We start from the raw sequence: 20,698 nt of genomic DNA, 5'->3' as shown, positions 1-20,698 counted from the left end.
GTAGGAAAACAGTTCGCCCGATCGTTCGTCCGTCCCGCGCATCCATCGGCCTCGTTCATCGCGTCCTGCCTCGATGAATCATCTCATGGCCCGATAGCCAAGCCCTTTTTCAGCGGCCTGTTAATGTACTTGCGACAAAGGGCGTCATTGTGCGTAAGCCCGATCCGACTGACGGTCGACGTTTTTGGATTAGGATTGACCGGCGCGGAATCGACCTGATCGAGAAATGTTTTAAGGCCGAAGAGGAGCTTATGGCCCAATCCGCAGGGGTGCTGCGGTCTGCGGCATAACTGGTCGATGGCGCGCACCTGCAGGCAGCAATGAAAGACAACGCTCAGTCGCCGGAAATCCTTGAAATTGTGGCTGCCCTTGAGGCGGCAGCGCTGGCGCTCGAAAACTTGGGTGCTTTTGCTGCGGCCGCTTACGTCAGCCAATCTCTGGACTCGCTCGCGGGGTCAGAAGATGGCTGGCGCGAAGGCTATCAGGAAAGGGGCGGTGCTGGTTGACGCCACATTGCTGGTGGTCGGCTAGAGTTGAAAGACTGCAAAACTCTGTCTCGGGCCTTGTGGCCTGCGGCTCGACCGAGCCTTGGGGTTGGGCAAGGCACTAGAATCCTTGCGAAAAAGGACGGAGATCATGCGGGGTTCTTCGCAGCCCTGACAGCGTAGAGCTTCAGGAAAAGGACAGGATAGTGGCTTATGACTGACAGATGTTGCCGTCCGTCGCATGGAGACCACATTGAAGTCCGCCATTGAAATTGTCGCATTTTCGCATGGTTCGCCAGAGAAGGGTCTTCGACACTTGCTCGAAGTTTCACGCGACGCCTTGGACCGCAATGGGTTTGAAGTCGCCTCGGCTTATCTTGAAATGGCGCTCGATGCGTTCAACGCGTCTATTGAAGAGCAGCAGATTTCAAGGTTTGACGGACTGCCGTATCACCATTGAGGTTTGGCAAAGCTGCTGGTCGAAAGGTCCTGGTGCGCCAGGCAACACGACACGCGGATCTTGCCGCTTACTTTGCGTGCGCTGGACATGGCTGTTATTTCATCTGCCTCGCCCGGGCGGGCAAGGCGATCATGATTGTCCATCACTATGCTACAACGCAGCCCTGGTCATACTTCAGAAAGCTGATGTCACACCAAATTCGGCTGAAAGGCGACTAAAGCTGTAGATGGCAATAGTCGAGGAATTACGCTCCCATTTCAGCCGGACTACGGGCGCGAATGACCCCACGCGCAAGGCGCGAAGAGTACCAGCAAGTGTGGCCGAGACTTTGTTTTCCTCTCGGCGTTTGGGATAAAGTGCCAAGCGGGCGTCGCTGCGAAGATGATGATAGCCAAGGGACAAGAGCACCGTGGTTTGTCCAAACTCGCGGAAACCATACATGGTGGTACCAAGGACAGCTTGGGAATATCCTGGGTCTTTTGCCAATTCTCGCAGTCCAAAGGTTTGGAAGCCTACGCCTGCTCGCGCTGACACGGCCCGATCAAGGCCAACGGATGCGGCAAGATCGGTTGCCGATTGAAGCGAGTTGCGCCTATTATCAACATGATTGACGCTCAAGTCGAGCCGCAGTTGGGCTCGCTTACCTACGCCCTTTTGCCAATTCGCTCCGGCTCCGACTGTTTGGGTGAACAAGGCATGTCCATACCAGCGCCAACCTGGTCCAGCATAGACGGCAATTTGGTTTCCCGACCAATTGAACTGGGGACCAGCTTGTACGGAGACATTGATATCGTTGTATTCGCCTTGGCGGTAAAGGCTTGATGCGCCGGAAGCTCTAACGAGAATGTCTGTCGTAGCAGATAAGGCGATACGACCATAGATCTGGCCTTGAAGGTTCAAGCCGACGCCGGATTTCGCTTTGGCGTTTTCGTTGAGAGTGAGGTTACCAAGAACGGTACCAAGGGTGTCTGAACGAGTAGCTCGATTGATGTTGCTGTCTGGCGCAAGTCCGACTTCGAATGAACCTCCAACAGGCTTGCGGGCGCTCAGCGCGCGCGCATAGAAACGGACCAACTGAGCTACGTTTGTCGGCAGACCGCCCGCCTGGGCCGCGCGAAGCTCCTTGCGAGCTGCGGCTGAGTTGCCCAAAGTAGCTTGCATCCGGGCTAGCTCTAAGCGGACCCGCGAAGCGCCTGGTTTGTCGTCAAGAATACGGCGAAACAGCACTGCCGCCTCCTGATAGCGATGCTGTCGATCCGCCAACAGCATGGCGAGCCGAAACCTTGCCTCCGTTCGTATTTCGAGATCGGGATCCTCGCTCAGCGCACGATAGATCTTCTCGGCGCCCAGCACATCCTGATCACCTTCCGCCCTAGTAGCAAGATCGAACATTTGCGGCGCGCTAAACTGACGAGTGGAGATAGGCTGCGGACCTTGATCTGGAATAGTTTGGGCCGCAGCGTGCGCTGGTAAGAGCACAAGGGCCCAGATCACAAGAATGCTGTAGGGCGGGAGGGGGCAGAAGAATCTCATGTTCACTTTCCCGCCTTACCACGTCGGCATTGAAAGATCGTTGCCGCTTTAGATGATTGATTGGAGTGCGAGCTCGGATATTTTGAAGTCGGTGAGCCCCGGAGGAATCGTGCCCAGCTCAGATGAGGATATCTTGGTCTTCAGGGCAAGCCAATTGCAGTCCAAGCAAGCGGCTTTCAAATAAGTTGAGCATATTATTCTTTACTGGCTTGCAAGCGTCCCAAAGGACTTGCCATCGTACGAAAGTTGGCTCGCGTCCAATCGGGGTTCAGTAAGTATATGAATTACATAGCTTCTCGTGATCAGCTTGTGAGTGGCACGATACGGGCGATGCTCTTTTTTGGTGCGTCATTTGGAGGCGTGTTCTTTTTTGCAGCGCAGCTTGCGCTTGCAACGGGCAAGGGCGCCTGGTTCGATCTGGCGACGAAACCGGATCTTTACCCTGGTCCTGCAGTGTATTGTATGGGCTGGTTTGCGACGTCGCTCTTGGCAGGCTGCGCTTCAGCAATCGTGTTCTCGTCCCGAGGCGCACGGCGCCGGCGTCTGGCTCTTGCTTGTCTGGCGCTGGCATCGCTTGCAAATCTTCTGCTTATCGCTGTGATGAGCACAAGCGCTGGTAATGTCAGCGCCATCGCTGCAGTAGTTGTGGCAACCGTAGCGGTCTGTGTTTCAGCTGGGATTGCTGCGAGCGTGAGAGTAGTTGCTGGGATCCTGCTCGCCCCCAGTCTGCTATGGCTCTGTGCGCATTGTTTTATTTTGTGGATTGCTGAACAGCCACCACGCCAAAGTGACCTCCATCACGCAGCACAATTACGTCTTTCTATCTAGATGCACGATTGAGTGCGTTTTTTGTTGTTTACTGTGAGCGAATTGACTTTCGCCAAGATAAGGCAAAACCCGGAATTAAATTCCGGGCTGCCTTGGTCTCTGCCATAATTGCTAATTATAGCAATTATGGCCACGGTTCTCAAGGCTATACGCCGAAGGGCACTCATGCAGTTTGTGCCTGATAGCAATTTAGATAAGGCAAATTGTAAAGCCGATCAGGGACGGCCGACGCTTGAATAGGTGAAGCCGGCTGCCCGCACTTCGGCCGGGTTGAACACGTTGCGCAAGTCGACCAGCACCTTGCCCCGGGCAAGCTGGCCGACGCGATCGAGATCGATCCCGCGGAAAGCATCCCATTCGGTCACCAGCACCACCGCATCGGCGCCCGCGACGGCATCGTAGGTGCCCTTCGCCATGGTCACGTTGGGCAGCATGGGCGCGGCGATTTCCATGCCTTCCGGATCATACGCCACGACATCCGCGCCCGCGTCCTGCAGCGCCTGGACGATCGCGATCGAAGGCGCATCGCGCATGTCGTCGGTGTTCGGCTTGAAGGTCAGGCCCAGCAGCGCGATGCGCTTGCCGCGCGCATCCCCGCCCAAGGCCTCGATTACTTTGCGCCCCATCGCGCGCTTGCGCGAATCGTTCACGTGTACGACCGCTTCCACGATCCGCACCGGGCTGTTGTAGTCCTCGGCGGTCTTCAGCAGCGCCAGCGTGTCCTTGGGGAAGCACGAGCCGCCATACCCGGGGCCCGCGTGCAGGAACTTCGACCCGATGCGCCCGTCAAGGCCGATGCCGCGCGCCACGTCCTGCACATCGCCGCCGACCTTTTCGCACAGGTCAGCCATCTCGTTGATGAAAGTGATCTTCGTGGCCAGGAACGCGTTGGCGGCGTACTTGATCAGTTCCGAACTGCGGCGGCTGGTGAACAGGATCGGCGCCTTGTTGAGGAACAGGGGGCGATAGACTTCGCTCATCACGCTACGCGCCCATTCGTCCTCGGCCCCGATGACGATGCGATCCGGCCGCTTGAAATCGCCGATGGCGGCGCCTTCGCGCAGGAATTCGGGGTTGGACACGACCGCGAACTGCGTGGCTGTGCCCGAATCGCGAATGATCCGTTCCACTTCGTCCCCGGTGCCGACAGGCACCGTCGACTTGGTCACGACCACCGCCGGAGTCTTGAGGTTCTCGGCAACTTCCTGCGCAACGGCATAGACATAGGTCAGATCGGCATGGCCATCGCCACGCCGCGATGGCGTGCCAACGGCGATGAAGATCGCCTGCGCGCCGTCGATCGCGCTCGAAAGGTCGGTCGAAAAGGACAGGCGGCCGGCCTTGACGTTCGAGGCGACGAGCTCGGCAAGGCCCGGCTCGTAGATCGGCATGATGCCCTGATGGAGACGCTCGATCTTGCCCGCGTCCTTGTCGATGCAAACCACGTCGTGGCCGAAGTCGGCAAGGCAAGCCCCGGATACGAGGCCGACATAGCCCGACCCAACCATCACGATCTTCATCGAAATACCTTTTTCTGAAACCATCAGACAACGCCAAGGCGTGAAAGACGACTTAGCAATGGTCGATATGTGCCAAACACCAATCCATGCCACAAGCCCTCTTTGTTGCGCCGCAGCAAAATTCCTTGCCGTCGCAGATAGAGATTCGAGTGTTTTTATAGTTGTGACTTCAGGTGCTGATTAGGTGTATATGTCAAAAGCACCACCGGCAGTATCTCGCCAATTGCGCGTTATGGGTCAGCATTTGTAGTCACGGCTATCCCAAGCTGCTCAGCCGCGATGGACCTACGAGCGTGCTTGTTCCTGCCAGATAGCACGCAAGGGAGGCAGAAGGCGTAATGTCCACGGAAGCCGTACAGGGGAATGGAGAGATTTGCCAACTGCGTATGCTGCAAAACCCGACACAGATTACGCGATCACAGTCAGCGATGTCATCTCGTTGATGTCAGTGACAAATGCATACTTCCGAGCCTATTAAGTCACGAAAATACATCAAGAAATCTTGTCACAGCAACATATTAAAAGGGCGTGCCGTTCGGTTACGCAGTTCGTAACCGTAGCGACACGCCCCACCTTGGATCCAAGGCGCCTAGATGGCGACGACATGTTTAGCCCAAGCTTGCTGAACAGTCGATCAGTAACTCACCAACCGATGTTCAACTTCGGGACAATTATAGACCGATTCGGATGTCATTCTTCAGAGATGTTACCGACAGCTTGTTGGTTCAAGTTGCCAAGTGCAAAGCGTTAGACTCTGGTGGCGCCATCAGTGACGTTTGCGATAGCGGATGGCACCAAGATCCTTTTCGTTTGCACGGGCGCACGCGGCACGGTCACGATCTGCGCAATGCGCATTGCGATAGACGATGCTATCCCGATTGCGCTGGTTCGCCCTTTCTTCAGCGGCATGACGGTCGCGCTGATATCGAGTGGCGTGCTCACTGCGATATTGAATTGACCGGTACTCTCGCGCGTTGGCGCGTGCACAGGCATCTCCGCGACCTGGTGGGCAATGCGCATTACGATAAGCAATCGAATCGTTAGCGCGCTCATTAGCACGATCAACCGCCGACGATTGAGCAAAGGCTGGACTTGTGGTCGCTGAAAGCGCGACCGCCATTCCCATCGCTACAAACTTATTCATAAAAACTCCCTAAGAAATATACGGGACGAGATCAGACCACAATCCAAACATAGGACAGGGTGTTTCTAGAGAGCGCATAATGACAATTTACTTATAGGGCACTTAATCAAAGTTTGATTTATGCTCGGTGAACGAACAATGGCAGCCTCGAAAAATTCTACGATGTTGTCCAACCGCGAGCGTGTCAGACTCTACGCCATAGCTGGCCGCAGGTTCCAAAGCATGCGGCGCGCGCTTGGCCGGATTCGTTGGATCGATTTGCTGAGCGAGCGTGAGCCCTTCGAAATCAGTTTTGGACTGCCACTCTTTCCGCGGGACGGCACAGTGAGCGGGAGAGGCGCAAGGGCTTGCGCTCGAAGCTAATGCGCTCTTGTCGTGGTGGTCGTCATCGTTGCCGTCCACAAAAGTTCCATTTGAAGAGATCTAGCAAAGAGCGGCTGCACGAGGTCGAAAACGCCCCCTTCCAGCGCGAAGGTTGGGCCCCAGGGGGCGAGGGAACGTATGTCGCCTCTTGATCGCGTGGCACTTGGGATAACGTTTGTGAGATATCTCAACGCGATAACCGGTTGGCCTAGCAGACGCTGGGACGCAGCGATTGGCTCTCCGTGTGGCTAGGCTTGGTCTCGGGCGTCGGCGTCAAATGAATTGCTTATGATTCTCAAACAGGTGGCGTCCTGTATCGGCCGTGTGACCCGAAGCTGCAGTGTTGCGACGTCGAGGCTTTCCGGTCAATTCGCCACATAAAGTCCAGGCTGTGCGAAACCGTCGTCGGCCAAGGGCTGCGCAAGGCCACCCCGACGGTCATTACGTGCGATGCCTTTACCCGACCGCAGCGAGCCTATTGGCGGTGATACCCCATTCACGAGGCGCTCACCTGTGAGCCGGAAAATTTGACTTCGCTGCCTATGGTATGAAACGGCGAAAATCGGGTCATGCTGCTAAAGTTTGGACTTTCAAGCAGTGTGGACTCAAACGATTCAGGACGTATGTTACGTAACGTGATTATGCCAATTGGGAGTTAGGTCGTGGGGTGTTGATGGCACGATGGGGCAGCATCAGCCAGTGAGGGTAATTCAATGCCGGGGCGGCTCTGGCACCGCAAACACTTTAGTGACAGGTGTTGATGGGGTCAATCCGGCCAGAATAGCTGGCATTGACCTCGTCTTGATCGACGATGAGTGGTCAAGCCAAAGAGTTTTTTGCGAAATTGCGCGCGATCTTAACTGCACCTTGAATATGTACTCTTCAGTCGAAGATTTTTTGAAAGATCCCAAATACTGTACATTGATCTTGCTAGCGCACGCAGATAAAAATCAATGCATCGCCGAAATCATTCAGCGCTTGCACGAACGCCTACCGCATATGAGGTGCGTGATATTCTCGCGCAATGCCACGCTCGAGGCCGCCGTCGCGGCAATGAGGTCTGGCGCGCTTGATTATCTGTCATGGCCGAGGAGCATTGCGGCCTTGTCGTCGACAGTGCAGAGCTGGATCAGAGTGGCGCGGCGATTGCAAACTCAAATTTCACAGCATGGGTTATCGCAGACCCTGACTGAACGCGAGCGAGCCGTGGCGGAAATGGTCGGTATAGGATTCAGCAATCGAGAAATGTCTGTTGCGTTAGGCATCAGTCGGAGAACCGTTGAGTATTACCGTCGCAGCGCAATGCGCAAATATGGCTTAAAGAATCCGATCGATGCGGTGCGGATCTGGGCAAGCTTGTAACGCGCTGACCCAGCTCGCACTACTAAGCCGAAATCCCGACCATACGGTCTGATGTCTTTTGAAAGATGAACGGTGCTCCATCCACGTCAATACCTGAGCTATTGATCGTCAGCCGCCGCTCGCCCCCACAAGCCTGAAGTTCATAGATTTCTATCTCTGAACCACCATGTATTCCGAAATTTATTCGGTCGGCGCTAATAGCATTTTCGATGAAATAGGCATCACCAATACGTTCGAATCTCCATTCGTCGTTTCCGCGCCATAGGTTTTGGTCGACAATCTTGAAAATCTGACCATCCATTCCATTCAAACGTAGCGTGAGTTGAAAAGGCCCTCCTGACACCTCAGGCATGTCTACGCGCAGTATTGGATAGCCATTAAGAACGACAGGTATCGGGGTTGAGTGAAGCACGATGCCTCCGGGAAGCAAGATATCGGGCAGCCGCATGCCCCCCAGATATGATAAGCCCTTGCGATTAAACTCCGGTTGTATGGCTATAGGGTGCTTGATGACCCGTTCCAGGACCGGCGGGTCCTTAACTAGTCCCCTAAGAACCTTAAGGCACTCGGGACAGGCTAGAAAACGATTTTGTGCAAGGGTGTCATGGGAGAGCTCGCAGTACTGAACGATGTTGCAACCGCAACGAACACAGCCATAGCCGCATGCTGTACGGACGGCTTTACCCTCGATCGGTTCGATCTGCTCCAGCACCCGCAATTTCATTCGGTCCCCCTTGCGCGATTAAACATCGCTCAATCTGACCCTGCAGGCCGGCCGCCTCTCCCGTGACGTCATTATGCGAACGCAGGGTTTCTTGTTGGCGAGCCAATGTCAAGAGGAGGGGTGTCGCCATCAAGACAGCCCTCGGTCAACGTCGGGCGCCTTTGAGGCACACCCTATCGTATGACGGACGCAATGCCGACGTGGACGACGTCCTTTTCCGAGCATGGCTCGATACGTAGCAACCCTCCTTAAGTTGTTAAGACGCGGGAGCCGATCCCCGGCGTATTGTTGGCAGAAAGAAAGGCTCTTGGTGCAAACGAGCTGTTAACGATTTTGCGCGATGGTGAGCCCTAAGGAGCATCCCGATGAATGACCTCGCGCAGACCTTTTCGAAGACTGAAGACCTCGACGATCGGGTCTCTATCCGTAGGCCACTCAAACTGCTGACAGTGGTGGTGCAGACGAGCACTGAACTGCAAATGGGAACCCTGCTTGACCTGTCGGAGAGCGGGATGCTGTTGGAAGTGTCCTCACCTTTGCAAGCAGGGAGCGCGGTTACGGTAGATCTGCCAGAAAGTGGGCTAACCCGCGCCACTGCCGTCTGGGCCAGCGGCAACTATGCCGGTTGCCAGTTCGACGAGCCGCTGAGCCGAAAGACGATCAGCGCGTCTCTCCTTCGCGCAGAGCCTGGATCGACGGTGAGTGGAGAGCTGGTCAACCAGTGGGATCTTGACACTGGAGCCGCACAGGAACCCGAAATTGAGAAACTGAGCCCGCGCGCGCGCATCGGCATCCTTCTCGGGAGCAGTGCATTTCTGTGGGCGCTGATCGCAGCGCCGCTCATTGGACATTTGGCGCTCTGAACATTGACAAAATGTGCAAAGCACAGATTGTCGCAATTTAATCACGTTTCAGCGTAAATCTACTCCAAAAAACTCTTTCTCGGTCCCCGACGCCGGAACATAATCTATTGCGGCCCGTTGTGGCGACCCGGCTCATCCATGCTGAAAAGCTGTCGATGGACAACGATTGCTTTTTTGCAGCGTTGATAGCCTATTCGCGTAAGGCGCAGGACTTCGTTTACTTTTGATTTTCATTGCGTAATGTCCGGCGATTCGAACCGATCGCCAGGAGCGTCGCGATGTTGCCGTTGTCAGCTGCCCCCACAAATTTTATCAACGCTGGTAGTTTTTCCGAAGTTTTGACCGGCACGGACGGCAACGATCAGATCAGGACCTTTTTTGGCAAGGTCGGATCGAGCGAAAGCTTCATGTCCGGTGGCTTGGGCGACGACACCTATATTGTTCTCTCTTCCAAAGACCGAATTACTGAAAATGCTGGGGAAGGAACCGACACGGTTCGGTCGGACTGGTTTTACGCACTCCCAAGCAATGTGGAAAATCTTTCTCTTACAGGATCTTTGTCCGTAGGCGCGACGGGTAACGCTCTTGATAATGTGATTGTCGGCAATAGCGGCAAGAACATTATCGATGGCGGCCTGGGGGCCGACGAGCTCACGGGCGGTGGCGGCAATGATATGTTCGTTGTCGCTGGGAACGACACAATCATGGATTTCCAGAGTGGAGATTATTTTGATCTCCGCGCCATAGGCGGTTTCAGTTCGTTCGACCAGGTTCGTGCTGCTTTAACGCAAGTCGGCAGTGATGTGCTTCTGTCCCTTGGCGCTGCTGGTACGGTCACGATTAAGAATGCGCAAGTCGATGCTTTCAGTGCGCGGGATTTTGTCTTGGCCAATAATTTAGCCAATTACCGTTTGACGTTTGCCGATGAATTCAATTCGTTTAGCCTAAATACTGGAACTGGCAGCACGGGGACATGGTATCCACTCTTCTCGAGGTCTGGACTGGCCGCACATACCACTCCTGATCACGGGTCGGTGCAGTATTTTACGTATCCGGAGGACACCGGTACTTACGGCCAACCGATCGGGATGAACCCGTTTTCGATCAAGGACGGGGTGCTCTCCATCACGATGGACAAGGTTCCTCTCTCCGAGCAAAGCAAAATTTACGGGTATGATTATTCCTCCGGCATGATCAACTCTTTGGCGACCTTCAGCCAGACATATGGCTATTTCGAGATCCGGGCCAAACTTCCGGAGGGGCAGGGGCTCCATGACGCCTTTTGGTTGCTAGGGGCGGATGGTGTCTGGCCACCTGAGCTCGATATTGTCGAGCAGAAGGGCAATGATCCCAACAACGTCATCACCGTTGGACACGCCACCGATTCCGGACAACATATCTCGCATGCAAAGCAATACAATGTTCCCACTGCCACGAGTGAGTTTCACACTTATGGCCTGGATTGGGAGCCCGACTTCCTGACGTGGTACATCGATGGAGTTGCCGTTCGGACTCAGCCGACGTGGCCAGGCATGGATGTGCCGATGTATCTGATCGCCAGTTTAGGTGGAGGCGGGCCCTGGGCCGGGGTACCTGATGCATCGACTCCGTTTCCGGCGACGATGCAGATCGACTACATACGGGTGTACGCAAGCGATAATACCGTCGAAAAAGGTGTCGCCGTCAACAAGACCGGCACTGACGGTGCGGATAAGCTTTACGGCACCAGCCTGGGCGATACGTTGAACGGCGGACTTGGCGACGACAGGCTGTACGGTCTGGCCGGCAATGACACGCTCATCGGTGGGGGGGGCAACGACCTCCTCGATGGTGGTTTCGGTGACGATACTTACATCATTGGCTCGACCAGCGAAAAGATCAGCGAAGGTGGAAACAACGGCATCGATACCGTCCAGACAGCTCTGGCCAACTATACATTGGGTATCAACGTCGAAAATCTGGTTTTCACCGGGACAGGTTATTTCAGCGGTACTGGCAACGGCGAAGACAATTTCCTACAGGGGGGTGATTTTGGCAATACGCTGAATGGCGGTGCCGGAAAGGATTGGATCAAAGGCGGCTTAGCTTCCGATCTGGTCAACGGTGGCGACGGGGACGACACCATCGAAGCTGGCGGAGGCGATGACACGGTCCGTGGCAATGGCGGCAACGATGTTATCTATGGCGGCGATGGCGCAGATCTTCTCAAGGGCGACGACGGTGATGACACCCTGATTGGCGGGCTTGGCCTCGACAATTTGCAGGGCAATGCCGGAAACGACTATTTGGATGGCGGCGCGGGCAAGGACCGTATGTCAGGTGGCCTCGGCGATGACACTTATATCGTCGATGTTGCGGCAGATACGGTCACTGAGCTTGCCAACGAAGGTACAGACACAGTCCGAACGACACTTGCCACGTACACGTTGGGAGCCAATGTTGAAAATCTAGTCTATCAAGGGGCTGGTAATTTCGCCGGTACCGGCAACTCGCTAAACAACAGGCTCGTTGGCGGCAGCGGAGCTGACACGCTAGCTGGCGGCGCGGGCGATGATACATATGTCATCGACAATATCGGTGATTTGGCTGTTGAGGATGCCGCAAACGGTAACGACACTATCGAAACAACGCTGTCATCCTACAAACTTGCGGCGAACCTAGAAAACCTAGTCTATACCGGGATGAAGGCTTTCACCGGGACGGGGAACGCTGCAGCCAATACCATTACCGGTGGAGCGGGGGTTGATCGCATTGACGGACAAGGCGGGGCTGACCTTATGGTCGGTCGAGCCGGAAACGACACTTATGTCGTCGACAATGCAGGTGATATCGTGATCGAGAATGCTGGCGAAGGCTATGACCGGATCCTCTCGCAAGTCACATTCACGGCGAGTGACAATGTCGAAGCCATCCAACTCAGCACGAGCAAGGCTATCGACGCCACCGGAAATATGCTTGCCAATTCGCTGGTCGGCAATGCTGGTGCTAATGTTCTAGATGGGCGAGGGGGGGCTGATACTCTAACCGGCGGTCAGGGGAACGACACGTTTCAGTTCCGTGCCGGAGAGGCGCAGGGGGACGTCGTTAAAGATTTCCAGGGTGCTGGTGTTGCAGGCGGAGACATCCTGCGCCTCGTCGGATACGGGACTGGCGCATTTATCACCCAAGTCGGCCTTAGCGACAGCTACGTCATTCATTCTGGCATCGAACTTGGATTCGCCACAGAAACAATCCAGCTGACAGGCGTCACGAACCTCTCGATTGGCGACTTTGTCTTTATCTAACGCGTGCTCCCACTGACGCTACGGCATCAGTGGGAGGCCGAGTGCTTTCAGATCCTCTGCAACGGAATCCTGGGCAAAGATTGTTGGCAGCGATGTCAAATCGAGCGTCAGAGCCGCGTGGCAAACTCCGCAAGAGCGACCCAAAACGCGATGCTTGTCAGCCCGCCAGCAGCGGCCAGGCGGCGCAGTTTAGAGGCGGACAAAGTGTCCTGCGTAGCGTACATCGACCCTCTCCAATTCTGTTCTAGATTGGGACGTAATCGTCATTCGTAATTATGGTCAATAGGGAGAAATGTTCCCGGTGGAACGTTCCAACCAGTGCGCAACCGCCAAAAACGCCGTTTTGCGCAGGTGCAGCATCACCCCAATCCAATGAAAATATTAGAAAGTTTGCACTGAATCTGGAACTTTTTCCGCACATCGGAATTGAGACGATTTTTTACTTTTCCCTTATGGGAGCAAGCCGTCGAACTCTCAATTCCCGCAACAAGGCCAGCTTTCGTGCATCCGAAAGATAAGAGGTAGCCGTTAGTTTGTGTTAGGCTGCATTTCGGTCAGCTTGCGCTCCCAGGCGAGCGCGTGCGTCACGATCGTCTCGAGATCGGCATACTGCGGCACCCACGGCAGCGTTTCCCTGATCCGCCGGTTGTCCGAGATCAGCGAATCGGGATCACCCGCGCGGCGGCCTTCCATGCGGCGGTCGATCGTGCGGTTGGTGACGCGATCGACCGCGTCGAGCACTTCGAGCACCGAAAAGCCCCGACCATAGCCGCAATTCATGGTGAGCGAGCGTTCGGGCTGTTCGATCAGCCCTTCCAGCGCCAGCACGTGCGCCGCGGCAAGGTCCGACACGTGGATGTAGTCGCGCACCCCGGTGCCATCGGGCGTGGCGTAGTCGGTGCCGAACACGCCGACGCTGTCGCGCTTGCCCAGAGCCGCTTCCACCGCGACCTTGATCAGGTGTGTTGCGCCTGCCGTGGACTGGCCCGTCCGGGCCTGCGGGTCTGCTCCGGCAACGTTGAAGTAGCGCAGCGCGCAGAAGTTCAGCGGATGGGCCCTGGCCGTATCCGCCAGCATGATCTCGGTCATCAGCTTGGACATGCCGTAGGGATTGATCGGCTGCTTGGGGCTGTCCTCGGTCACCGGCGAGACTTCGGGGATGCCGTAGGTCGCCGCGGTCGACGAGAAGATGAAGTGCTTCAAGCCTCCGCTTACCGCCGCGTCGATCAGCGCGCGGCTCTTGGCGGTGTTGTTGTGATAGTACTTGAGCGGGTTCTCGACCGATTCAGGAACGATGATCGAGCCGGCGAAATGCATCACGGCCCGCGTGCCCTGCTCGGCAAAGATCCGTGCAAGCAGCGCGCCATCCTCGATGTCGCCCTCGTAAAGCGGAATGCCGTCGGGTATGGCGAAGCGGAAGCCGGTGGTCAGATTGTCGATCACGGCGACCGGCCAGCCGGCATCCTTGAGGGCGAGGACCGCGTGGCTGCCGATATAGCCTGCGCCGCCTGTAACAAGGACTGGTACTGTCATGGCAAACCCCGTATTCCTAGCGAAGATCTTAAAGTGAAGCCTTGAAAACCAAGGATCAGGCGAGTTCAACCACTAAATCAAGCGGCGGGATGTGAAGGTAATCCTTTATTGTATTCTGTCGCTTGCTAGCATGTACTGCTGATACCAGTCGACGAAGGCGGCAACGCCGTCGCGCACGCTGGTGCGCGGCTTGTAGCCCAGATCGCGCTCCAGGTCGGAAACGTCGGCAAAGGTATCGGGAACGTCGCCCGCCTGAAGCGGCAGCAGGTTGCGCTCCGCCTTGCGGCCGATCGCCTCTTCCAGCGCCTCGATATATTCGGTCAGCTTGACCGGTGCGTTGTTGCCGATGTTGTAGATCCGGTAGGGCGCATTGCTCGTGGCCGGATCAGGATTGTGGGCATCCCACGCCGGATCGGGCTGCGCCGGCTTGTCCAGCGCCCGGATCACGCCTTCGACGATGTCGGTAACGAAGGTGAAATCGCGGGTGTGGTTGCCATAGTTGAACACATCGATCGGCTTGCCCGCGATGATGTTCCTGGCAAACAGGAACAGCGCCATGTCCGGCCGCCCCCACGGTCCATAAACCGTGAAGAAGCGCAGGCCCGTTGTGGGCAGGCGGTAGAGATGGCTGTAGCTATGCGCCATCAGCTCGTTCGCCTTCTTGGTCGCGGCGTAGAACTGCAGCGGATGGTCGACCCCGACGTGCTCGCTGAACGGCATCGCCTTGTTCGCGCCGTAGACCGAGCTGGTCGAGGCATAGACGAGGTGTTCTACCCTGCCATGGCGACAGGCTTCGAGGATGTTGGTGAAGCCGACGATGTTGCTTTCGACATAGGCGTGCGGGTTCTCGATCGAATAACGCACTCCGGCCTGCGCCGCGAGATTGACCACCTTGCGGATATCGTTGCGGGCGAAGGTGTCTTCGACCACCGCCCGATCGGCGAGATTGGCGCGCACGAAGGTGTAGGACGCATTGGTGCGCCGCGCCGTTTCCTCGAGGATGCGCAGGCGCGCTTCCTTGATCGCGGGATCGTAGTAGTCGTTCACCACGTCGAGCCCGACGACATCGTCGCCGCGTTCGAGCAAGGTCTTGGCGGTGTGAAAGCCGATGAAGCCGGCGTTGCCGGTCACGAGTATCGCCACTTGAATCTTCCAAAACAAACGCTGGGTTCTCGCTTAGCGGTCGTTTGCTAAGGGTGGGTTACTTTTCTTTCGATCAGCCGGCGATAATTGTGCAGCACCAGATGGCGCTAAATACGGCGGAACAGTCGCTTCCACACTCCCTCTCTCGGAGTTTTTGGGCTTCCTGAGGCAATTTTCGTGAGGTACTCTGCCAGCACCAGGGCCTGGTTGCGGGTCATCATGATGTCATTTGTATCGTAGACGCCGGCTCCTGCGGTTCTTCCTGGCGGGAGTGTCTGCAATTGGACCACGAGTTTTCCGCCAAAAGACTGGTGTTTCCACCCCAGCAATATCCCGAGATTAGCGGCCCCTTCGCTGCTCATTTATCCAACCCTACCCAAGTGCGACTTGCTTGCTTGTTTGTTGCATGATCGCATCGCCGGCTCTCAGGCGCAACCCGGCAAAAAGTCAGCGAATAGCCGGAATTAGTTGCACTCCGGGCTGGCTGATGCCGGCTCGGAGTGCAGCAGTTGCAAACTTATCGCGATTAAATGATGATGAAGTCCGACAGATGGAGGTCGAGGCCGCTTGTGACCATCCCGATCTTTACGGCAGCGGCCGAACCTGTGCCATCTGCGTCATAAAGAATGGCACCGGTAGCCTGGTTATACAAAATGGTAGCTTGGGCCGCGGTCGCCTTGAGGGCCGCCCCCTCGACGAAGGCAATCTTAGAGATCGAAGATATGCCGGTTCCAGAGAGCCCGATCTTGTCACTCCCGATCGTGAAGTCCGTGATCGTGTCAAATGACGTCTTGAAAGTCGGATTGAGCACGAAAGTATCGGATCCGGCCCCACCGGTCAGCTGATCAAATCCGTCGCCGCCAATCAGTCGGTCGTTGCCGGCACCGCCGTCGAGAATGTCGTTCTTGAGACCGCCATCAAGCACATCATTGCCTGCGCCACCAAAAAGATTATCGACACCGTCCAGGCCGTAAATTGTGTCGTTCCCTGCTCCTCCAAAGAGAGAGTTGACGCTATCATTGCCAGTGATGATGTCGTTGAAGCTCGTGCCCACGATTTGCGAAATCTGGCTGTAGCGATCGCCAGCAGCATCTCCGGTATTCTTGGAAGGATCGGCGAGGCTCACGGTCAATCCAGCGCTCGCGTTGGCATACGAAGCTGTGTTGGTCCCGCCGCCGCCATTGAGGTAGTCGGCACCGGCGCCACCGGCGAGAACATCATCCCCCAAACCGCCAAGAAGTTTGTCGTTACCGGCAGTTCCAAGGAGCAAGTCATTCTTGGCGGTACCAGTGAGGTCGGCGTTGGCAACCGCCTGAAGCTTGGTGAAGCCGACAAGGTCGGCAAACGCATTTGGCAAAGTGCTGGTTGAGGTCGCAGGAACTGGTGCCGAAGTGATCGGACCGACCACGACAGGGCTTGTCGATGGTGACGATACGCTGCCCGTCGTGGATGCATTAGAGCTTACACTGCCGGTGCTTGGAGCGGTTACCGTCGACGTCGAGGTGTCCGCTGTCGAGGGGTTGGCGTCAGCATATGCCGAGACCTTGAGCTCTGTTGAGATGTTGGCGGCGGTGAGGCTGGCCTTGGCCACATTGCTCAACGTTGCAAAGGTCGTAAAGCTATCGCCGCCGCCATCTGTGTCGACCTGCACGAGTGTATTGTTTCCGGACTGGACATATCGAACGTACCCATTGCCAAAGAGGTCACCATGCCAGCCGTTGCGGAAAGCAAGCGCTGAAAGATCAATCACGTCGCCATTTGCACCTGCGGTAAAGTCCGTAATGGTGTCGCCAGCTTCGCTTGCATCGAGAAAGACAAAGCGGTCACGTCCTGCGCCACCCGTCAGCACATCTGCGCCGGTGCCGCCCCAGATGTAGTCCCGGCCGGCGCCGCCCGAGATGGTGTCGACGCCCGAACCGCCCAGCAACCGGTCATCATTTGCCGTTCCTGTAATGGCTTCGTCGAGCACGAAAGCGCCGGACTTCACCACATTGTTGATGAGGCTCACAGTCGGGCTGTTCGAAGCAATGATGTAGCGGCTGCTAGCAACTTCAAATGTGCTGTTGGACAGAACGTTGCCAGTGGCGTTGTTCTGATTCCAATAGGCGTACCCGGTCAGTTCCTTGAGGTTAACGTTGTCAACCGTGATACGCGTGCCGTCACCATCCCCGTACTCATAGAACAGGATTCCGCGCTGATTGCCCGAGCCGGAGACATTAGTGAAGCTATTATCGGTACCGCGTGCGCCCAGAACGCCGAAGCTGTTAAAGACAACCGAGTTTGAATAAGAGCCTTCGCGTCCTTCGCTATGCCATGAGAAAGCATACGAGGTCGTGCCGTTGGCTACGACGTTGCGCGCCGTCAGGCCAATATCAGCGCCATACTTGGAGGGATTGACGTCGCTCGACGCAAGGCCGACCGCATTGTCATCGACGCCGTGGCGTACCTTCTCGACGTAAAATCCATCGACAGTGGTGTTTAGCGAACTCGCCGAGTGGGCTCCGTAGCCATAGTGACCATTCTTCGCGTCATCAGTCAAGTTGATGGCAGCAGACTGAGTTAGCTGCGCGTCGACGGTATTGACGAAGTTGAAGCCCATTGAGTTACCATCGCGCACCGTTACGTGATCGATGTGGGTGTTGACCGTAGAGCGAACGGAGACAAGTGGATCGTTCCAGGTGGGGTTGCTCTGATCGCCCTGAACCGTGCCGTTCTTGATCGAGACGTCGCCGCTCTGGAACTCTGAAACGCGGATATTTGTCTTGTAAAGGTTCTCGTAAAGCAGGGTGCCTTCAAGCACGAGCTTGTTTCCATCGATCCCGACGACCTTCATCGCCTGGCCAAGCTTGGTCGATGCGCCCTGGTCGTTGGGAATAGCATCGTCGGCAAAAACCTTGACGTATTCTCCGATCTGAACGTTGCTTGCCTTGTCATAGGTAACCGTGACATTGCCTGCCGCGTTGTGGCCAATCGTGCTGGCGAGCCCAGTCGTCATGCGTCCATCGACCCACACGACCGAGCTGTCGCCGGCTTGCTTGAGCGTCGAGCCGTTCAGATCGAGAGTGATCGACCGTGTCGACGCATCGATCGAGAGACCGTTCGTGATCTTGATCGTTTCGTTTGCTGCCAGCACTAGAGTGCCGCCCGAAGGAAGCTTGTTGAGCGCAGCCTGAATTTCAGCCTCGGTTGCGCCCGAACGCATCTGAATTACGGTGTCTGCCATTGGGAGTTCCCTCAAAAGCTTGAAGGCTCGCTCAACAGGTCAAGTCGCCGATCTGCCTTTATGGCAGTATGTCGCATTCCCTTTTTGATACGATCCGTTCAGTGAGCTTAAATGTGATGTGGTGCTGTCGTTTTATCTTGTTCGTTGCTGTCAGGATGAAGCTGGGGCCTCACCAAACCTGCAACGGAGATGGTTATTGAGATTTTAAGTGATTTTTCTTTGTGTTTTCATTGCCCTACTCAGGATGGGGCAATTATGGAGCGCGCGGCTTTCAGGCACCTTGCGCAACTCAGTTACCGCAGGCGCAAGGTTTGGCGCTGTCAGCAGCCGATTTGGCTGCCGCTCCTGACGGGGCGAGATGAGCGAACTCGCAGGAATTTGGCGAAGACCCGTCGATCGATCGCCAAGTCGGTACGTTTCAAGCTCCGACTGCGTGGTCGCAGGAGCGAGAGCTCCCAAGTTTTCTCATCGCAAGGTCGCGGCAAGTTCCACGTTTGCGCATGCGAATCGCTTTTCGCGATCAATCCTCCAAAGATCGATTCGACCTTGCGGATCCAGTTCGCCCGCTGGAGCAAGTTCATTCCAATCGTTTTAGAGACGAGTTTTTCGATGGGAATTCACCCAGGCGATCTATGTGTTAAGGACACTCAAGGCCAAGTCAATTCCGCGTACAGTTAATCGATCTTAACTCCTCGGTCACGCCACGCGGAGCCTTCGTTCCGGGATCCCGGTACAGAGCGTTGTAGCCGGCATAGCCGTCCGCCTGAAGGTATCCTGCATATCCCGCAAGATGGGCTGCAGGATGCTCGCTGCCGCGACCGGTGGTAAAGCGGAACGCCGCGGCCGGCGGGCTCATGTCGCCGCTCGAACGGTCATCGCGCAGATAAACCCAGAAGTAGGCGGTGCGAGTGCCGTCCTCGCCAGTCAGCAGTGTGACGGGCGTCTCGTCGCCATGGATCTTGGGCGCGGCCAGGACATGGGCAAGCAGGCGATCGCCAAGCGGCGCCATCAGCCAGGCCAGCTTACGGGACCAGCGCCCCATGACGTCGCGGTCAATGTTGACACCCTGGCGCCGCTGGATCACCGACTGACGATGCCAGGGCTGATGATCGACGAAGCGGCTGACGACGAGATGCGCCAGCAACTCGCTGCTCGCCATCACCTTGGGCAAGGGCAGGTCGATGGCTGGCGCCTGTCGGATCGTCTCGCAAGACCGGCAAGCGATGCGAGGGCGAACATGGCGCAAGACGCGGAAGAGAGCCGGCATATAATCTAGCACTTCGGTGACGTCTTCGCAGATCACGGTCTCTGTGCCGCCGCAGCCACAGGGCTCCGGGCGATGCTCCGTTGTCAGGCGTGGTACGTGCGCCGGTATCGGCATCCGCGTTCCAGCCTTGCGTGCCGGTTGCGGCTCTGCCGCTGCGGCGAAGTCGTCGTTGGCCGGCACCGGGGTATCGACCTCCTCGAACATCAGGCGCAATTGCGCGCTATCGATCTTTTCCGAGCTACGGCCGAACTGGACGCGCAATAGCCGGGCCAGGCGATGCTCCAGCTTCTCGATTGTCAGGCTCTGGGCTTTGACGATTTGTTTCGCCGCCTTCAGCTCGGCCCGCTCCGCCTCAATAGCCTCGGCCATCTCCCGCATTATTTTCTGCAGAAGAACCGGGTCTGTAGGGAGGCGATCAAGGTCGAACCGCATACCGTTGCCTATAGCCGAGGCAGCGGTTCAATCCTATACAAAACCGCAGTTCTCTGCGACTTTATCGCTCAGCGAGGGTCGGGGTGAGCACCTCGTCGTGAACAATCGCTTGCCTCCAGTCGAGGCCCTCGATCAACATCGCCAGCTGCGCGCCCGAGAGCCGCGCCGCCGCTCCATCCTGGCGCCGAGGCCAGACAAACTTTCCGCGTTCCAGGCGCTTTGCATAGAGGCAAAGGCCGGTCCCGTCCCACACCAGCGCCTTCAACCTGTCGCCCCTTTTGCCGCGGAACAGGAAAACGGCGCCGGAGAATGGGTCAAGCTGCAGGATATTGAGGACCTGAGCCGACAACCCGTCAAAACCCTTGCGCATGTCGCACGGTGCCAGCGACAGATAGATCTTTGCCGACGGCGTGTCGGTGCCGGATGTATTCTCCCCAAAAGTGCCGAATGAAAATTCCCCAGTTTGAGGTCAGCGCCAATTCGCTCCGGGGTTAACCCCGGAGCGAATTGGCATCGATCTTCACATGCTACTCG

Annotated in this window: 16 protein-coding genes; 7 read left to right on the top strand and 9 right to left on the bottom strand. The window is 56.4% G+C overall.

Annotation, left to right across the window (positions count from 1 at the left end; all coding sequences use genetic code 11):
* The 3 genes from HHL27_RS22290 to HHL27_RS21620 form a co-directional block, all read left to right on the top strand.
* A partial coding sequence (locus tag HHL27_RS22290; RefSeq protein ID WP_206069780.1) for a hypothetical protein occupies nt 1–219 on the top strand: 219 nt, incomplete at its 5' end.
* Between the two features lie 101 nt (nt 220–320).
* Nucleotides 321–506, top strand: coding sequence for a hypothetical protein (locus HHL27_RS21625; protein ID WP_169495450.1), 186 nt, complete (start codon nt 321–323; stop codon nt 504–506).
* Between the two features lie 232 nt (nt 507–738).
* Nucleotides 739–945, top strand: coding sequence for a hypothetical protein (locus HHL27_RS21620; protein WP_169495449.1), 207 nt, complete (start codon nt 739–741; stop codon nt 943–945).
* Between the two features lie 174 nt (nt 946–1,119).
* Here the strand turns inward: HHL27_RS21620 and HHL27_RS21615 are convergent, their stop codons facing one another.
* Entirely contained in the window at nt 1,120–2,478 is a 1,359-nt protein-coding gene (locus HHL27_RS21615) for a surface lipoprotein assembly modifier (protein ID WP_169495448.1), read from the bottom strand.
* A 279-nt stretch (nt 2,479–2,757) separates the two neighbouring features.
* On the opposite strand from HHL27_RS21615, the gene HHL27_RS21610 reads away from it, so the two are divergent.
* On the top strand, nt 2,758–3,306 hold the full coding sequence (locus HHL27_RS21610; protein ID WP_169495447.1) for a tryptophan-rich sensory protein: 549 nt from the start codon (nt 2,758–2,760) through the stop codon (nt 3,304–3,306).
* A gap of 215 nt (nt 3,307–3,521) precedes the next feature.
* Here HHL27_RS21610 and HHL27_RS21605 read toward each other — a convergent pair whose 3' ends face one another.
* Both HHL27_RS21605 and HHL27_RS21600 read right to left on the bottom strand, forming a co-directional pair.
* A complete protein-coding gene (locus tag HHL27_RS21605) occupies nt 3,522–4,826 on the bottom strand; it encodes a UDP-glucose dehydrogenase family protein (protein ID WP_169495446.1) in 1,305 nt (434 codons plus the stop codon).
* A 766-nt stretch (nt 4,827–5,592) separates the two neighbouring features.
* On the bottom strand, nt 5,593–5,970 hold the full coding sequence (locus HHL27_RS21600; protein ID WP_169495445.1) for a hypothetical protein: 378 nt from the start codon (nt 5,968–5,970) through the stop codon (nt 5,593–5,595).
* Between the two features lie 1,044 nt (nt 5,971–7,014).
* On the opposite strand from HHL27_RS21600, the gene HHL27_RS21595 reads away from it, so the two are divergent.
* On the top strand, nt 7,015–7,695 hold the full coding sequence (locus tag HHL27_RS21595) for a response regulator transcription factor (RefSeq protein ID WP_169495444.1): 681 nt from the start codon (nt 7,015–7,017) through the stop codon (nt 7,693–7,695).
* Nucleotides 7,696–7,717: 22 nt separating this feature from the next.
* Here HHL27_RS21595 and HHL27_RS21590 read toward each other — a convergent pair whose 3' ends face one another.
* Nucleotides 7,718–8,419, bottom strand: coding sequence for a hypothetical protein (locus tag HHL27_RS21590; RefSeq protein ID WP_169495443.1), 702 nt, complete (start codon nt 8,417–8,419; stop codon nt 7,718–7,720).
* A gap of 365 nt (nt 8,420–8,784) precedes the next feature.
* Between HHL27_RS21590 and HHL27_RS21585 the strand changes: the two genes are divergently transcribed.
* Nucleotides 8,785–9,282 (top strand): PilZ domain-containing protein, encoded by a 498-nt coding sequence (locus HHL27_RS21585; protein ID WP_169495442.1) that lies wholly within the window; start codon nt 8,785–8,787, stop codon nt 9,280–9,282.
* A 278-nt stretch (nt 9,283–9,560) separates the two neighbouring features.
* On the top strand, nt 9,561–12,566 hold the full coding sequence (locus HHL27_RS21580; protein WP_169495441.1) for a family 16 glycosylhydrolase: 3,006 nt from the start codon (nt 9,561–9,563) through the stop codon (nt 12,564–12,566).
* A 528-nt stretch (nt 12,567–13,094) separates the two neighbouring features.
* On the opposite strand, the gene galE is transcribed toward HHL27_RS21580, so the two are convergent.
* From galE to tnpB, 5 genes are all read right to left on the bottom strand, one after another.
* Entirely contained in the window at nt 13,095–14,099 is a 1,005-nt protein-coding gene (gene galE, locus HHL27_RS21575; RefSeq protein WP_169495440.1) for a UDP-glucose 4-epimerase GalE, read from the bottom strand.
* A 105-nt stretch (nt 14,100–14,204) separates the two neighbouring features.
* The gene (locus HHL27_RS21570; protein ID WP_169495439.1) at nt 14,205–15,242 is read right to left on the bottom strand and encodes an NAD-dependent epimerase/dehydratase family protein; all 1,038 of its coding nucleotides are present in this window, start codon (nt 15,240–15,242) and stop codon (nt 14,205–14,207) included.
* A 526-nt stretch (nt 15,243–15,768) separates the two neighbouring features.
* Nucleotides 15,769–18,465: a type I secretion C-terminal target domain-containing protein gene (locus tag HHL27_RS21565; protein WP_169495438.1), complete on the bottom strand. Its 2,697-nt coding sequence runs from the start codon at nt 18,463–18,465 to the stop codon at nt 15,769–15,771.
* A gap of 658 nt (nt 18,466–19,123) precedes the next feature.
* Complete coding sequence (gene tnpC, locus HHL27_RS21560; protein WP_169495437.1) at nt 19,124–20,164, bottom strand: IS66 family transposase; 1,041 nt, start codon at nt 20,162–20,164, stop codon at nt 19,124–19,126.
* A gap of 61 nt (nt 20,165–20,225) precedes the next feature.
* Nucleotides 20,226–20,555: an IS66 family insertion sequence element accessory protein TnpB gene (tnpB, locus tag HHL27_RS21555; RefSeq protein WP_277350597.1), complete on the bottom strand. Its 330-nt coding sequence runs from the start codon at nt 20,553–20,555 to the stop codon at nt 20,226–20,228.
* Between the last annotated feature and the right edge of the window lie 143 nt (nt 20,556–20,698).

This window comes from Novosphingobium olei (assembly GCF_012927405.1).
Lineage (GTDB): Bacteria > Pseudomonadota > Alphaproteobacteria > Sphingomonadales > Sphingomonadaceae > Novosphingobium > Novosphingobium olei.
Note: the sequence above shows the minus strand (reverse complement) of the source record. Positions and strands in the feature narration are given on the sequence as shown.

What these genes read in the sequence shown, in the direction of transcription:
- HHL27_RS21625 (WP_169495450.1), top strand. Translation starts at nt 321, where the DNA reads ATGAAAGACAACGCTCAGTCGCCGGAAATCCTTGAAATTGTGGCTGCC.
- HHL27_RS21615 (WP_169495448.1), bottom strand. Translation starts at nt 2,478, where the DNA reads ATGAGATTCTTCTGCCCCCTCCCGCCCTACAGCATTCTTGTGATCTGG.
- HHL27_RS21610 (WP_169495447.1), top strand. Translation starts at nt 2,758, where the DNA reads ATGAATTACATAGCTTCTCGTGATCAGCTTGTGAGTGGCACGATACGG.
- HHL27_RS21605 (WP_169495446.1), bottom strand. Translation starts at nt 4,826, where the DNA reads ATGAAGATCGTGATGGTTGGGTCGGGCTATGTCGGCCTCGTATCCGGG.
- HHL27_RS21600 (WP_169495445.1), bottom strand. Translation starts at nt 5,970, where the DNA reads ATGAATAAGTTTGTAGCGATGGGAATGGCGGTCGCGCTTTCAGCGACC.
- HHL27_RS21595 (WP_169495444.1), top strand. Translation starts at nt 7,015, where the DNA reads ATGGGGCAGCATCAGCCAGTGAGGGTAATTCAATGCCGGGGCGGCTCT.
- HHL27_RS21590 (WP_169495443.1), bottom strand. Translation starts at nt 8,419, where the DNA reads ATGAAATTGCGGGTGCTGGAGCAGATCGAACCGATCGAGGGTAAAGCC.
- HHL27_RS21585 (WP_169495442.1), top strand. Translation starts at nt 8,785, where the DNA reads ATGAATGACCTCGCGCAGACCTTTTCGAAGACTGAAGACCTCGACGAT.
- HHL27_RS21580 (WP_169495441.1), top strand. Translation starts at nt 9,561, where the DNA reads ATGTTGCCGTTGTCAGCTGCCCCCACAAATTTTATCAACGCTGGTAGT.
- galE (WP_169495440.1), bottom strand. Translation starts at nt 14,099, where the DNA reads ATGACAGTACCAGTCCTTGTTACAGGCGGCGCAGGCTATATCGGCAGC.
- HHL27_RS21565 (WP_169495438.1), bottom strand. Translation starts at nt 18,465, where the DNA reads ATGGCAGACACCGTAATTCAGATGCGTTCGGGCGCAACCGAGGCTGAA.
- tnpC (WP_169495437.1), bottom strand. Translation starts at nt 20,164, where the DNA reads ATGCGGTTCGACCTTGATCGCCTCCCTACAGACCCGGTTCTTCTGCAG.